The sequence below is a fragment of the Bradyrhizobium sp. WSM4874 genome, assembly GCF_055811835.1.
Window position 1 is genome coordinate 37,366 of record NZ_JBVVPR010000024.1, and the last position, 13,550, is coordinate 50,915.

Here is a 13,550-nt window from a genome sequence, read left to right on the forward strand (position 1 = left end):
GTTAGCGAAGAATTCGCCCCGCGAAAGGCAATCGGCAAGATGAAATGGATGCTCGTTGTTCTTGTAGGAGGAATGACCCCGGTCAACACCGACCTGGTCTTCGACAAGTTCGCCGATTGCCTCGCCGCCGAGGAGCAGATGCGAAAGCACTACACGGACGCTTTCGAGGCCTGGGACCGATGGGCCGCGGCCAATATCGAGCGACGGCGCGAATACTCGAAGGTCCGCGATCTCCAGGCCAAACGCCTGCTCAGCAACATCGGTACGTGCGTTCCTCATGCAGGCGGCGACGCCGTAGCAACTCAGCAACAGAATAATCCCACACCTTCTCAGCCTCCCCAAGGTCTCCCCACTCCGCAGCCAAGTCCGAAAACGTGAGGTCCGAACGTTTCGGACAGGCCGGCCGTAAACGAACTCGCAGCGGCGCTTTCATCGCGCCTGCCTTCATTGTTCTCGCCACGCGCTGAGCTGTAGCCTGCTGACGATTATAGGTGCACGCCAAATGTCGCCTATAACGGTCCTGCGGGCTGACGATGTCGACCGAACTATAGGCGAGAATGGGCGTTTACCGAGACCATGTCTGACGCCTTCGATTACTTCCGCGCCTACTCTGTCCGGGCTCTTTGCAAAGCCCGATCGCTGCCGCGCGGCAGGATGAAGCATCTGCAGCTGGTTGCGGGGCGAATTTACAATCTCCTCAAGAAGGAGGCCGCTTATCGCCCGAACACGCAGCACCTTGAGGACTTCCGGGCAGCGCAGAAACTTGAGGCATCTCTCGATCGCCGGCGCGATGACGGCCCACCCGCTAAGGGAGACTTTGCGCCGGTGAGGCCCGGCGCGGAACGGGAGGGTCGTTGAGTGGCCTCCCCCGACGTTCGCACGATCGTCAGTCTCCTGCGAGAATACGCACAGCGGACGGCGTTGCGTGGCGGGAACCCGTACAGGGCCAAAGCCTATGCGCGCGCCGCAGACAGCCTGGCGGCCCTTGCCGTCCCTCTGGACGTGCTCATCGCCGAAGACCGGCTCACGGAAATCCCCGGCGTCGGCGAGGCGATCGCCGACATGATCGCCACGCTTCACAAGACGGGCTCTCATCCGAGCCTTGAGAAGCTCCGGAAGGAGATACCCGAGGGCGTGCTCAAGATGCTCGCCGTTCCCGGCCTCCGCCCCGAGAAGGTGCTGCGGCTCTACAAGGATCTCGGCATCACTTCGCTCGCGGAGTTGGAGGCCGCCGCCAAGGACGACCGCATCAAGAAGGCCAAAGGTCTCGGCGCGGCGCTGCAGACCAAGATTCTGCAGAACCTGGCCCTCGCGAAAAGCGGAGAAGGTCGCCTCCATCTGCACCGTGCGGCCGCCCTGCTCGCGCACGCCAAGGATTCGCTGCGGAAGGTCCGGCCGGAGCTCAAGCGGGTGACGATCGCAGGCGACTTCCGCCGCGGCTGCGAACTCGTCGGCGACCTCACGATCGTCGCGGAGGCTGCCAAGATCGAGAAGGCGACGAATGCTTCGGCGGCGGACGGACTGCAAATCTGCTTGTCCGACCGCAACCACTTCGGCGCCGCCCTTCTTATCGGCACCGGCTCAGCCGCTCACATCGAGAGGCTCCAAGCATTGGCCGCGGAGAAAGGAATGCGGCTGGAGAGCGACGGGTTGCACAAGGGTCGCACCCTGATCGCCGGCGACGAGGCCCAAATCTATAGCGCTCTCGACCTGCCGTTCATCGATCCTGAACTGCGAGAGGGGCGCGGAGAGGTCGAACTGGCTCAGAAGGGCAAGCTGCCGAAGCTCGTCACCGACAAGGACTTGCGCGGAATCCTTCATAGCCACACCGATGCCTCCGACGGCACGGAGACCTTGGAGACGATGGCCAAGGCCACGCGCGAGCGCGGTTTCGAGTATTTCGGGGTCGCCGACCACTCCAAGTCCGCGCACTACGCGGGCGGACTCTCGGAGGAAGATATCGCGCAGCAGCACCGGGACGCCGACCGGTTGAACAAGCGGTTCGGCAAGGATTTCCGGATCCTGAAAGGCATCGAGTCCGACATTCTGGCCGACGGCTCGTTGGACTATGCGGACGACGTGCTGCAGCGCTTCGACTTCGTGGTCGCGAGCATCCACGGCCGATTCAAACTCGACCGCAAGGCGCAGACGCAGCGCCTGCTTCGTGCGATCTCCGATCCCCACACCACCATCATAGGCCATATGACCGGGCGGCAGCTGCAGCGGCGGCCGGGCTACGAAATCGACATCGAGAAGGTCCTGAGGGCATGCGCCAGGCATGACGTCGTCGTCGAAATCAACGCCCATCCTTGGCGACTAGACCTGGATTGGCGCTGGCACCAGGCCGCCCTCGAGTTCGGCTGCATGATGAGCATCAATCCGGACGCGCACTCGGTCCCCGAGCTCGACCACATGCACTGGGGCGTCGAGATGGCCCGGAAGGGCGGCGTCCCTGCCGACCGCGTCCTGAACGCCATGGCCCTTCCGGAGATCACGCGCTACTTCCGCCAGAAGCGGCGCTCGGTCGCCCGGGCCGCCTGATGCCGCAGGCGTACGCGCTCTCGCCGGAGGGCACCGTGGTCGCGGTCGCCGCCGATCGCGCTCACCACTTCAGCAAACCGCCGCAGGACGAGATCGTGCTGGTGGAAGGCTATGGGGTCGAAGGCGACGCCCACGCCGGCCAGTTTGTCCGGCACCGCTATCTCGCCCGCCGCCGGCCTCGCCTACCCAATCTCCGGCAGGTTCACCTGATCCCGTCCGAGCTCTTCGCCTCCCTCTCGGACGCGGGCTTCGAGGTGCGGGCTGGAGAGCTCGGTGAGAACATCACCACTGCCGGTCTGGACCTCGAGCGGATGCCGCTCGGGACGCTCATCGAGCTTGGAGCCACGGCGATCGTGGAGCTGACCGGCCTCCGGACGCCCTGTATCCTCATCGACCGTTTCCAGGCCGGCATGAAACGGCAGGTGCTGTCGTCGGCGGAAACGGGCCTCTGTTCAAATGCGGGGTGCTGGGCGTGGTCAGCGCCGGCGGAGCGTCCGCGGCTGGCGATACCGCGCGGGTTCGGCTCCCGTCCTCTTCATTTCGTGCCTTGCCGGGTCTGTAGAGAGGCCCTTACGCAAGTCGGCGGCCGATATCCGACCCACCAAGGACTTCAACAGCAGATCGATCTGCTCCTTGATCGGTGCGCGTGGATCTTCAGCAGGTGTGGCGGCCGTTGAGCCGCCGATAATCGTGCTACGCGTCGAGCACCCACGATGACCGCCCCGACTTGAAGGGAGGCTATCGAGGCAGGCGTGGGGCTGTCGAAGCCTTCAATATGTCGGACGGAACTGACGATGCATCCTCCTCGTTCCTACCCTCCGTCACCCGTCGTCCAGCCATGGCCCGAAAATCGACCCTGCCTCTTCGCCTGCAGCCTATGCTGGCCACGCTGACAGATTCGCCGTTCGACGATTCCGATTGGCTCTTCGAGGACAAGTTCGATGGGTTCCGCATAGTCTCGGAAATCCGAGGCGGTCGCGTCGTGCTCTACAGCCGCAACGGCAAGATCATCAGCCGCTCCTATGTCGAGGTCGCGAAAGCCCTTGAGGGCGTGAAGGCGGACGCCGTGATCGATGGCGAGCTCGTTGCGATCGGGAAGGACGGCGTATCCCATTTCCAATTGCTTCAAAACGCCCGGCGTCACGAGGCTACGCTTTTGTACTGCGCGTTCGACCTCATGTTCGCAGCCGGCGAGGACCTCCGTGCGCTGCCGCTTCTCGAGCGCAAGAAGCGGCTCAAGGCCATCCTGCCGCGCCACAAGCTGATCGCGTACAGCAACCACCGCAAAGGCAGCGGCACAAAGTTCTTTGCACAAGCCGAGCTGAGACATCTCGAAGGCATCATGGCCAAGCGCGCCGATAGCCCGTACGCATCCGGACGCCGGACCGCCGACTGGCTGAAGGTGAAGACCGCGCAGCGGCAGGAGGTAGTGATCGCCGGCTTCACGGCGCCGAGGCGAACCCGGCCCTTCTTCGGCGCCCTCGTGCTGGCGGTACGCGACGACGGTGCATGGCGGTACATCGGCCACGTCGGCACCGGCTTCAGCCACCAAGTTCTCGAAGAGCTTCACGGCAAGCTCGTGAGCCTCAAGACAGCCAAGTCGCCCTTCCTTCCAAGGTGAAGGATGAGCGGGTTACGACCTGGGTTCGTCCTTCGTTGGTCGCGGAAGTGAAATTCGCGGAGTGGACCAGCAAGGGCGAGCTGCGCCAGCCGGTCTATCTCGGCCTGAGGTCCGACAAAAACGCCAAGGACGTCGTTCGCGAAACGAAGTGGTCGCGAAAATAATGCAGCCGAGACGAAGCTTGATCTGGAGTTCAGCTCGCGGCGCGCTCGGACGCCGAAGGCCACGGCGCCAGGGGCGGAAGCCCGAGCGCCTTGCGTACAGGTCCAAACGACCTCCGGTGAGCAGCGCATGCACCAAGCCTGGCGAGCGCCTCATAATGAGCCGGCACCGGGTAGCCCTTATGATCTGCGAATCCGTAGCCGGGGTGACGCTCGTCGAGCGTCCGCATGACGGTGTCGCGCTCGACTTTCGCGAGGATGGAGGCGGCCGCAATGCTGGCGGACTTGGCATCGCCTTTTATGATGGGCTGCTGAGGGATGTCGATTTCCTTCAACCGCTTCGCATCGATCAGCAAGTGCTGCGGCGTCAACCCTAGGCTCCGGACCGCACGTTGCATCGCCCGGATGCCTGCCCAATAGATGTTGATTGCGTCGATCTCCTCGACCTCGACGAATGCTACACACCAACTCTCTGCCTTTTCCTTGATTTCCTTCGCGAGTTCTTCGCGAGCGGCGGCGTCGAGTTTTTTCGAGTCGTCGATTCCGATTATCCGTGTGCCGGGCTTCAGGATCACGGCGCCAGCGGAGACTGGCCCGGTGAGAGGGCTCATTCCCGCCTCGTCCACGCCTGCCACGGCATGATGGCCGCTTTCCCAGAGAGAGGTCTCGAAGCGGAGCATCTTTCGCAGGCGCTGCCCCTCGGACCTGTTTTCGAAGCGCCGTTTATCGATTGACGCCAGGATGGCACGGGCTCCCGCGCGGGCGTCGGCCCGCAAGATCTGCTCGACGTCGGCCTCGAGCGGTCTTTTCTCGACGACATAGCGCCGACGCAATACATCGAGTGAATACTGGGACATGGCGGCCTTCGTGAAGACTGACTGTGGGAAGCGTGTCGGTGATATTTGTGGCGATTGTCTGAAGTCAGACTGTGCCCTCATCGACTGCGCAGCGCCTTGTCGAAAGGAACCGGACCGGCTCGCCATCTGAGGTCCCGCTATTCTGGAGGGCCACTGATCCAGACCTCGCGTTCGACCTCAGAGCGGAACCAACCGGTGTCTTCATCCCTTGAGAAAGAGTGGAGCCTCGATCCCCGGGTGCTTCCGAGGGGGCCGGCCCATGCTCCGCCAAGCCAGCAACGAAGAACAGGCTCTGGACCGCAGCGCCGAGGTCGCGGCCACCATCGCGGAAGAAGGCCTCCGGTACGTCAGCGACTCCGCGCCGGGCTACACGCGCAAGCGAACTGGAACCACTTTCAGCTACTACGACAAGGACGGCAAGCGCATCACCGATGCCGCCGTCATCCGACGCATCAAATCAATCGGCATCCCGCCGGCCTACGAGTCCGTGTGGATCTGCCCGTCGTCCAACGGGCACATCCAAGCAACCGGGCTCGATGCGCGTGGTCGCAAGCAGTATCGCTACCATCCGAAGTGGCGCGAGCTCCGAGACCAGAACAAGTATGAGCATATCATCCTGTTCGCTGCCGCGCTGCCCGCGCTGCGGGAGCGGGTCGCCGCCGACATGAAGCGGGACGGATTGCCCCGCGAGAAGGTGCTGGCCACGATCGTTAGTCTTCTGGAGAAGACATTGATCCGGGTGGGCAATGCCGAGTATGCCGAGCAAAACAAGTCCTACGGGCTCACCACCATGCGCCGCAAGCACGTGGCGGTCGGGCGCGGCGTCCTTCGTTTCGACTTCACGGGCAAGTCGGGCAAACAGTGGAAGCTTCGCGTCGAGGACAAGCGGATAGTCGCGATCGTGAAGCGCTGCGCGGAGATCCCGGGACATGAGCTCTTCAAGTACCTGGACGAGGACGGACAGCCCCGCACCGTCGATTCCGGCGACGTAAACGCCTACATCAAGGACATCACGGGCGAGGACTTCAGCGCCAAGGATTTTCGGACTTGGGCGGGAACCGTTCTGGCGGCGTTGGCGCTTGCCGAATTCAAGAAGTACGACAGCCAGGCCGAGGCGAAGCGCAACGTCGTCGCTGCGATCGAAAGCGTCTCGAAGCAGCTCGGCAACACACCGGCCATCTGCCGCAAGTGCTACGTGCACCCGGAAGTCTTGAACGCCTACATGTCAGGTGACCTCGTGAAGATGATTGAGGCCAAGATCGCGCAGAAGTTCAAGCGCCAGTACGCAAAGCTCACTTCCGACGAGATCGTGGTGCTGGCATTTCTCCGGAAGCGTCTCGATTCTGAAGGTGCCCGCCTAGCCTCGCGTACCCGGTCTCCGGATGCCTGCGTCTTCCTTGATGCCTCCAGGCAGGCCTCGGCTGGTGCTCTCGTCGGCAAATAGGGGCCTTCCATTCAAAGCCGTGGTGCGGGCCCGGGGGACGGTCGCTTACCGCGCGGGTTCGGCTTCCGTCCTCGCCATTCGCGCCTCCCGGCTCGGGTAGAAGGATCCGTGCACAAGTCGCCGTCCCGACCCGAAGCAATGCCGTTCTTAGGTCGGACTAGCCTGGCCGCAAACAACGTAACGGCGGTACGCTTCGGGCTAGGAGGTACGAAAGTCTGGGACTTTTTCAACCGCAGCGCCCACCCGGCGGCTTCTTCTTTGGCTTCGATCCACCTCAAGAGACGTTCGCTCTCGCGCGTTCGCGCGCCTCACGACGACGTTGGCGGCGTGCGCGCCGCCGCTCGGCACGGTCGGCAGGTTGCCGCAGCGGAGGAACCGGCGCTGTCTCGGATACCAATTTGGGAGCCTCATCGGCTGCGGCCTGTTGGGCCGGCGCGGATGCCTCCGGGCGGGCTTCCATGAATTCAAGCACTGCCCGACCCTTTGCCGTGATCTGCCAGCCCCCGCTGATGCGTTCGACTAAGCCTTGAGAAAAGATGTCGAGGGCGGGGACCTGCGCAGCGAGGCGCTTGGTCCGGTCCGCCCAATCGCGGCCGCTGGTCGCCAGAATGGCCATGTCGCGCTTCAGGTCATCCATGACGGCGAAGCCGTCCGGATAGCTCACCAGGATCTTCAGCACCGTGACCTGGAAATTCACGCCCGCCTCGACCGATCAGCGCCACATCATCGCGGGCGCCCGCCAAAGGGCGCCACGGCCGACCTGCGTGAGTTCGTCCTGCGATACCTCGCCTCTAGTCGCCGCCTCAAGTATCTTTGAGGCGACATGGCTACGCGGTCCGATCTCGCGCTGCAAAACGCTCTCGCAGACCTCGTCCAAGACCGCGCGCACTAGCGCAGTGGTTGCCGCATCGAACATCAATACTCCCCAGAACGCGAAAGTCCCAATATAGCCAACATTCGCTCAGCGCGACCCAACAAAGTTTCGGTCGCGATAGGCCAAGCCAGCTGGTCTGACCCGTACCTTTGGAAGATGCCTGCACGGTGGACTTGTCTTGTAAGATCGGGCAAGTCGTAAGGCTATCCTCGAGATCAGGAACACTCGCGTGTCGAGACCCCAGCGAGTCTATAGGCAGGTCGTTCTTTCGATGTCGGTCCTCTTGCTCGTGGCAGCCGGCGCCGCCGCCCAGGAGGATAAGAAGACCGACGACGATAAGCCGGCAGATCCAGATACGGGTGAGAGCACAGTCGAGGAAAAGACGCTCGGCCTTCTGCCCAATCCGCTGCAGAAGTACGGCGTGAAGTTCGCTGCCACTTACATCGGCGAGGCGTTGGGTAACGCTTCCGGCGGCCTGAAGCGGGGCGCTATCTACGAAGGCCGTCTCAACCTTGCGGTGGATGTCGATCTGCAGAAACTCGTCGGCACCGATAAGCTCACTTTTCACGCCAACATGTTCCAGATCCATGGCGATGGCCTGTCCCGGAGCAATCTTCAGAACTTCTTTGTCGTCAGCGGAATCGAGGCTCTACCCTCAACGCGTCTCTACGAAGCGTATTTCGAGAAGCAGTGGGGCGCGAAGAGGATCTCGTTGAAAGTGGGTCAGCTCGCCGCCGACAGCGAATTCTTCAACACCAAATATACAGACGTGTTCACCAACGCCTCAATGGGTTGGCCCGCGATCACGTCGCTCAATCTTCCCAGCGGCGGACCGTCGCCACCTTTGGCGGCTATGGGCGCAAGGCTACTGGTCAACCTGACCGACCAGCTTTCCGTTCTGGGTGGGATCTTCGACGGCGACCAAGCGGGACCCGGACCGGGCGACCCGCAGGAGCGCAATCGCTACGGCGTCAATTTCCGCGTCAACGATCCGCCGTTGTTACTGGGTCAGATCCAGTTCGCCTGGAACAACAAGAAGGGCGATCCCAACCTGACCGGCCAGATCAAGTTCGGCGGCTGGCGGCACTTTGGCTCTTTCGCGGATCAACAGCTCGCGTCCAACGGCGTCTCGTTCGCCGCTCCCGGTAGCAGCGGTGAGCCGCTATTGCTGGCAGGAGACATCGGTGGCTGGGCGGTCTTCGAGCAACAGATCTACCGCGTGCCTCACAGCGACGATCGCGGGATCGGTGTGTTCGCAAGGGCCGCCGGCGCGCCCGCTGATCGCAACCTGGTCGATATATACGCTGATGCCGGCCTCGAGTTCATCGGGCTTCGTGACGACCGGCCCGACGACAAGTTCGGGATCGCCGCGGGTTATGCCCATGTGTCCAAACGGGCGCAGGCGCTCGACGCCGACTACCGGACGTTGGTGAATCCAAATTGGCCCTTGCGAAACTTCGAGGGGTTGCTGACGACGGTCTACCAGTATCAGATAAAGGACGGCTGGTCGTTGCAGCCGAACTTCCAATACATCATCCATCCGGGCGGCGGCGCCACGGGGCCGGCGACGTCATCCGCCGGAAAGGTCCTCAAAAACGCCTCGGTGTTCGGGCTCCGGACTACGCTCAAATTCTAGCACCGTGCGCATCGCACGGACTCTGTTCGACGAAGTTCAGGCTTAGCTCGTGTAGATGATGACGACCACGCAGGTGGCATTAGGGCGACCGGCATGTCGGGTACTTGGGCCAACATCTCATTGAGCCTCTTCAGCCTGCTCGCGCTCGCGCAAGCCTCGGGCAAGTTGATCAACAGACGTCTCCTGCGCCAATTCGTCTTGTTGGCAATCCTCGTCATCGACATTCAGCCGCGTGGCAAGCTTCTGCAATATTCTCAAAGATCGCGTCGCCTCCCGTTCAGAGAGCAGATTAATCTGAAGTTCTAGACGATCCCGCTTCTCCAAGATGCGGTCGGTCGCATTTTGGCGAATGAGGACACAGGAGGTGAGAAGTACCGCCTCCAGCGCAAGGAATGTCCCGAGCAGCGGGAACGGGAATGGATCAAGCGCGCGATCGGGGAATACCCCGCCGAACGCAATCCAACACACCACCGCCCCGCACTGCAGCACAACGAACTGCGGAGTTCCCGCAAACGATCCGATTGCATGAAAAACACGATGATGAAGAGCGATCTTTTTCTCATCCTGCTTTTCAAGCCGCAGGATGGCGTCGATATTTTCTACCGGTCTTTTCGATGATGCCGGCGCTGACATCGTCAGCTGGCGATCTGCTCGGCGGCTCGCCGCGCTGACTGTCGGGTCCGGTCGACTGTCTCATCTCCGGCCTTTTCGGCCTTGGCACGCGCTTCACATTTCGAGCGAAGCTCCTCAATCTCATCGTCTGTGAGGTGCTCAATTCCCACGAGACTATTGCGCGCCGCACTCACGCGAATGAGTTCGTCCAGCTTTACCTGAATGGCCGCGCTGTCACGGTTTTGCGAGTTCTGAATCAGAAATACCATAAGGAAAGTTACGATTGTGGTCCCAGTATTAATGACCAACTGCCAAGTGTCCGAAAACTGGAAGAGCGGGCCGCTGATGCCCCATACGACCACCACACCCGCGGCTAACAGGAAGGTCGAGGCGCGCCCAGCCGCAAGCGAGGTCTCGTTCGCCAAATCACCGAAGAACTTTGAGATCCGGGATGGTTCGTTTTTCATGACTCAGCCGGTGCCACCAACCACAATGTTGTTTCGGGGTGAAAGTTCCGCGTCAGGAATCGACATACATCAGAGGCAACCGAGACATGCTTTACGCGGAGCTCCCGAGAGCACGTATTGAAAGCGATCGCAGAGTACGTCCAAGCCACGCCAGTTCGGATGCCGACCTCAACTCTAGAATTCCACTTGCTCCTGATTCGAAACGGATGGCCAAGGATTCGCTTCATGCCAGTCCCACAAGCCAGCCGCGGATCTCTCACGCGAAGCGTCCTCCACGAGCGATCAGGTTGCGATATCGGGTCTCGTATTCATTCGCCATCCGGCTTGCGGCGAAGCGCTCTTCGAACCGGGCGCGGATCACTCTTCTATCCAGCCGGCCCAGTTCTTTCACGGCGCTGATCGCCTGCTCCTCACCATCGACGATGAAGCCGGTGACGCCGTCCTCCACGACTTCCGGCACCGAGCCTGATCGATAGGCGATCACGGGCGTCCCGCACGCCATCGCCTCGATCATGACCAGACCGAACGGCTCGGGCCAATCGACCGGAAACAGCAGGCCTGCTGCATTCGCGAGAAAAGGCTGTTTCTTCGCGTCGTCGACCTCGCCGACGAGCTGAACCGTCTGGCCATCGATGTTCGGCTCGAGCTTGTTCTTGAAGTAGGCCGTCTCCGCCCGAGGAATCTTCGCAGCGATCCGCAGGGGCATCCGCGCCGCCCGCGCGATGCGGATGGCGTCTTCCGGTCCCTTGTCAGCCGTCAGCCTCCCCAGAAAGGCCAGGTAGGAACCCGGTTCGTAGGACGGCCGAAACAGATCCTTCGGCAGTCCGTGCTGGATCGTCGCGATCCAGTTCGCCTCCGGAAGCGGACGACGCTGGTTGGCGGAAATCGAGACGAACGGAGCGTCCGCAAAGGCACCGATAACTTGGGGCAGACCGGGAAGGTCGAGCCGGCCGTGCATCGTCGTCAGGAAAGGCACGCCGGTTCGGCTGAGCACCGGAAGGGGCAACCAGTCGACGTGTGAGTGGATCACGTCGAAGTCGCGCGCGCGCTCGGCGATGGCTTCGATCAGAAGCGCGCAGGCAGCGCTCGGATCCGCACCCTTCCGCCCCAGGCGCAGCGCGCGCGGCCACACGGCGTGGAGCTTTCCCTTCGTCTTGGAGTCCCCGCTTGCAAACAGGGTCACGTCGTGTCCCAGTTCGACCAATTCGTCCACGAGCCAGGCGATCACACGCTCGGTGCCGCCGTAGAGCTTGGGAGGTACGCTCTCGGCCAACGGAGCAAGCTGGGCAATCCGCATCGGCTAGGCCCCGAACACGAACCGCAGGCCTATCACGACAACCGCGGAAATGAGGGACGAAATCGCGAGCAGCGTCCAGGCTGGTCTTGTGCTTTCGCGAACCACTCGCGCCGCGAGCATTTTCACGCCCGTCAACATTCGTCTCGAGGAAGCCGCTGCAAGTAGGCTATCCCGAAGCCAGCGAGTTCTTCCGTGTCGCTCTCGCGCGCCTCCGACCTGCTGTGGAGGTGGCGCTCCAGCAGGCAGCGCCGGCTGTCGTGCGCATCGACCTCGGGGTGCCGCGTCCGATACACCGACCAGGCGGTCTCCGCGGCGTTCTTCAAGACGACTTCGTCGACCATACTCACTCTCTCCGGAGACCGAACCCAGTCGCTGCCAACTCAAGGCGCTCTGGAAAGTTTCCGGATTTTCCCGACGGTAGACGAAGGGAGAAGGCTCAGGATGCTCCGACATGCGCCCGCGTACTTGCCGCACGCCGGCGCTGCAGGCGTTGGATTCGGCCAATCCATGTGAAGGCGAAGTGGGGCGCGGGCTTCGCACGACAGCTGCTCGACCGGACCATCCCGTCCGGTTTGCGGCCCGGAAAACTTGGCTTGAAATCGAGTATCGTCCTGCCCTTCTCCGTAAAACGGCCATCCGAGGTTTAGGTTCGACCAGGCCTGCGAGAAGATGTCGAGATCCGGAAGGCGCGCGGCCACTGGCCCGAATTTGACGGGCCCCGCGCGCGGCACTCGGTCCTACCCCGCCCTAGACCACCAGATTGGCGGAGAGCTTGCCGACGTGCCGAAGGCATCGCGGCTCGACTTTGTGTCCTCAGCTGAGTTTGGGCGGCTCAATGGGCTGGTGTGTATCTTTTGATACTTTGCGCACCGTTATGCTTTGCTACTGTTTCCCGGAACGGAGGGGCGGACATGGACCGGTTAAAGGAAGCATTGGGGCACCTCGATCCCCTGACTGTCCGAATTGCCGCATTACCACGAGATGGTTCCGCTCTGAGCTGGTGCGAGATACTCCAGAATCGATAATCGCCCACCTTTTCGTCTGCTCAAACTGCAAACGCGCTCAGCGGAGCGATACAAAATTCACTCCGATGCGCGTGCCGCCCGACAAACTGGCATCCCCGCGGTTTCGCGTCTTGACTGGTGGAAGGTAAGCCGCCAGGGGAGCCCTAACTGAAGCGCGCCGGAAGAGTGGCGGGCGCCAGCCGAATGGGGCTGTCCATTTCGATCAGGAAGCAGGACGAGGGCCGCAGCTTAGGAGATCGCCGGGTGTCACAACACCTGACGACCAGAGCGCTCACGGGCCAGCTACGGTACCGGATGAAAAGCCGTTCTGCGATTGCCTGTTTCTCAGAGCGCAAGCGACGCCAGCGTGAGCTCTGCCGCGAGACGCTCGGCTTGGTCCGCCGCTCCTTGTCGATCTTAAGGATCATTCCGCCCTGATGCTGGCATGTTGCATCGGTGACAAGCTCAAATTCGTAGTACGGCATGAAAGCCTCTGAACTCGCAACGCACTCTGAGCATAACTGCGCTCTCCATCAGGTGAATTATCGTATCTGAATGCGAAAGCTGGTTTGTGGAAGGATGCGGACCGACTTTCGACCAATGGCCATCCGGTGACGCTGTGGCGGGCTGATGCTGTTCGCCGAAGTCCACAAAAACTGCGCCCTGGCTTGCGGGCCATCTGCGTACCACCATACCGAAGCCTTAGTTGCGAGGCGCGAAAGGTAGTAGCTCTGGTGCGATCGAGGAACTTCGGAGCTTCAACAATATTCTGTCATGATCAACAAGGAGGGATCCGCATGCCGATCCAGACCGTGATGGACAGTACCGGCGACAGCCGTCACTTCTTCGATGCGGACGATGCAGGGGAAGTAGCCAAGGCGGAGCAGCGATTCCGCGAGCTGACGAACGTCGGCTTCACCGCCGCGGTTCGGACCGGTTCAGGTCAGGTGTCGCGGATCCGATCGTTCGACCCCACTGCGGAAGAAACTCTCTTCTTCCCCAGGCTGGTCGGCGGCTGAATCGCTGAGCCGTGTGG

Annotated in this window: 13 protein-coding genes and 1 pseudogene; 7 read left to right on the forward strand and 7 right to left on the reverse strand. The window is 61.9% G+C overall.

Annotated features, from left to right (window positions below; genetic code table 11):
* The first annotated feature begins 39 nt into the window (after positions 1-39).
* From AC0L3P_RS23650 to ligD, 4 genes and pseudogenes are all read left to right on the forward strand, one after another.
* Complete coding sequence (locus tag AC0L3P_RS23650; RefSeq protein ID WP_342761038.1) at positions 40-378, forward strand: hypothetical protein; 339 nt, start codon at positions 40-42, stop codon at positions 376-378.
* A 480-nt stretch (positions 379-858) separates the two neighbouring features.
* On the forward strand, positions 859-2,541 hold the full coding sequence (locus AC0L3P_RS23655) for a helix-hairpin-helix domain-containing protein (RefSeq protein ID WP_275170242.1): 1,683 nt from the start codon (positions 859-861) through the stop codon (positions 2,539-2,541).
* On the forward strand, positions 2,541-3,218 hold the full coding sequence (locus AC0L3P_RS23660; RefSeq protein WP_275170243.1) for an MOSC domain-containing protein: 678 nt from the start codon (positions 2,541-2,543) through the stop codon (positions 3,216-3,218). The genes AC0L3P_RS23655 and AC0L3P_RS23660 overlap by 1 nt, the downstream gene beginning before the upstream one ends.
* A 200-nt stretch (positions 3,219-3,418) precedes the next feature.
* Positions 3,419-4,326 (forward strand): annotated as a pseudogene (gene ligD / locus AC0L3P_RS23665) (non-homologous end-joining DNA ligase).
* Positions 4,327-4,355: 29 nt separating this feature from the next.
* Here the strand turns inward: ligD and AC0L3P_RS23670 are convergent.
* Entirely contained in the window at positions 4,356-5,180 is an 825-nt protein-coding gene (locus AC0L3P_RS23670) for a ribonuclease HII (RefSeq protein ID WP_275170244.1), read from the reverse strand.
* A gap of 259 nt (positions 5,181-5,439) precedes the next feature.
* Between AC0L3P_RS23670 and AC0L3P_RS23675 the strand changes: the two genes are divergently transcribed.
* On the forward strand, positions 5,440-6,624 hold the full coding sequence (locus AC0L3P_RS23675) for a DNA topoisomerase IB (RefSeq protein ID WP_275170245.1): 1,185 nt from the start codon (positions 5,440-5,442) through the stop codon (positions 6,622-6,624).
* A gap of 274 nt (positions 6,625-6,898) precedes the next feature.
* On the opposite strand, the gene AC0L3P_RS23680 is transcribed toward AC0L3P_RS23675, so the two are convergent.
* Positions 6,899-7,321: a hypothetical protein gene (locus AC0L3P_RS23680; protein ID WP_473305505.1), complete on the reverse strand. Its 423-nt coding sequence runs from the start codon at positions 7,319-7,321 to the stop codon at positions 6,899-6,901.
* Positions 7,322-7,336: 15 nt separating this feature from the next.
* Entirely contained in the window at positions 7,337-7,540 is a 204-nt protein-coding gene (locus tag AC0L3P_RS23685; protein WP_275170247.1) for a hypothetical protein, read from the reverse strand.
* A 229-nt stretch (positions 7,541-7,769) separates the two neighbouring features.
* Here AC0L3P_RS23685 and AC0L3P_RS23690 point away from each other — a divergent pair, with 229 nt between their 5' ends.
* Entirely contained in the window at positions 7,770-9,134 is a 1,365-nt protein-coding gene (locus AC0L3P_RS23690; protein WP_275170248.1) for a carbohydrate porin, read from the forward strand.
* Between the two features lie 117 nt (positions 9,135-9,251).
* Here the strand turns inward: AC0L3P_RS23690 and AC0L3P_RS23695 are convergent, their stop codons facing one another.
* The 4 genes from AC0L3P_RS23695 to AC0L3P_RS23710 all read right to left on the reverse strand — a co-directional run bounded on the left by AC0L3P_RS23695 (position 9,252) and on the right by AC0L3P_RS23710 (position 11,851).
* The gene (locus AC0L3P_RS23695; RefSeq protein WP_275170249.1) at positions 9,252-9,767 is read right to left on the reverse strand and encodes a DUF1003 domain-containing protein; all 516 of its coding nucleotides are present in this window, start codon (positions 9,765-9,767) and stop codon (positions 9,252-9,254) included.
* Positions 9,768-9,769: 2 nt separating this feature from the next.
* A complete protein-coding gene (locus AC0L3P_RS23700) occupies positions 9,770-10,213 on the reverse strand; it encodes a low affinity iron permease family protein (protein ID WP_275170250.1) in 444 nt (147 codons plus the stop codon).
* 256 nt (positions 10,214-10,469) lie between these two features.
* On the reverse strand, positions 10,470-11,510 hold the full coding sequence (locus tag AC0L3P_RS23705) for a glycosyltransferase family 4 protein (protein WP_275170251.1): 1,041 nt from the start codon (positions 11,508-11,510) through the stop codon (positions 10,470-10,472).
* A 131-nt stretch (positions 11,511-11,641) separates the two neighbouring features.
* Positions 11,642-11,851 carry a hypothetical protein gene (locus tag AC0L3P_RS23710; protein WP_275170252.1) on the reverse strand — a complete coding sequence of 70 codons (210 nt, stop codon included), beginning with the start codon at positions 11,849-11,851 and terminating at the stop codon, positions 11,642-11,644.
* Positions 11,852-13,311: 1,460 nt separating this feature from the next.
* Here AC0L3P_RS23710 and AC0L3P_RS23715 point away from each other — a divergent pair.
* Positions 13,312-13,533: a hypothetical protein gene (locus AC0L3P_RS23715; RefSeq protein ID WP_027516267.1), complete on the forward strand. Its 222-nt coding sequence runs from the start codon at positions 13,312-13,314 to the stop codon at positions 13,531-13,533.
* The last annotated feature ends 17 nt before the right edge of the window (positions 13,534-13,550 follow it).

Excerpts from the sequence above, each read along its gene's own strand:
- AC0L3P_RS23670 (WP_275170244.1), bottom strand. The coding sequence starts at position 5,180 with ATGTCCCAGTATTCACTCGATGTATTGCGTCGGCGCTATGTCGTCGAG.
- AC0L3P_RS23660 (WP_275170243.1), top strand. The coding sequence starts at position 2,541 with ATGCCGCAGGCGTACGCGCTCTCGCCGGAGGGCACCGTGGTCGCGGTC.
- AC0L3P_RS23675 (WP_275170245.1), top strand. The coding sequence starts at position 5,440 with ATGCTCCGCCAAGCCAGCAACGAAGAACAGGCTCTGGACCGCAGCGCC.
- AC0L3P_RS23690 (WP_275170248.1), top strand. The coding sequence starts at position 7,770 with ATGTCGGTCCTCTTGCTCGTGGCAGCCGGCGCCGCCGCCCAGGAGGAT.
- AC0L3P_RS23650 (WP_342761038.1), top strand. The coding sequence starts at position 40 with ATGAAATGGATGCTCGTTGTTCTTGTAGGAGGAATGACCCCGGTCAAC.
- AC0L3P_RS23715 (WP_027516267.1), top strand. The coding sequence starts at position 13,312 with ATGCCGATCCAGACCGTGATGGACAGTACCGGCGACAGCCGTCACTTC.
- AC0L3P_RS23705 (WP_275170251.1), bottom strand. The coding sequence starts at position 11,510 with ATGCGGATTGCCCAGCTTGCTCCGTTGGCCGAGAGCGTACCTCCCAAG.
- AC0L3P_RS23695 (WP_275170249.1), bottom strand. The coding sequence starts at position 9,767 with ATGTCAGCGCCGGCATCATCGAAAAGACCGGTAGAAAATATCGACGCC.
- AC0L3P_RS23700 (WP_275170250.1), bottom strand. The coding sequence starts at position 10,213 with ATGAAAAACGAACCATCCCGGATCTCAAAGTTCTTCGGTGATTTGGCG.
- AC0L3P_RS23710 (WP_275170252.1), bottom strand. The coding sequence starts at position 11,851 with ATGGTCGACGAAGTCGTCTTGAAGAACGCCGCGGAGACCGCCTGGTCG.
- AC0L3P_RS23685 (WP_275170247.1), bottom strand. The coding sequence starts at position 7,540 with ATGTTCGATGCGGCAACCACTGCGCTAGTGCGCGCGGTCTTGGACGAG.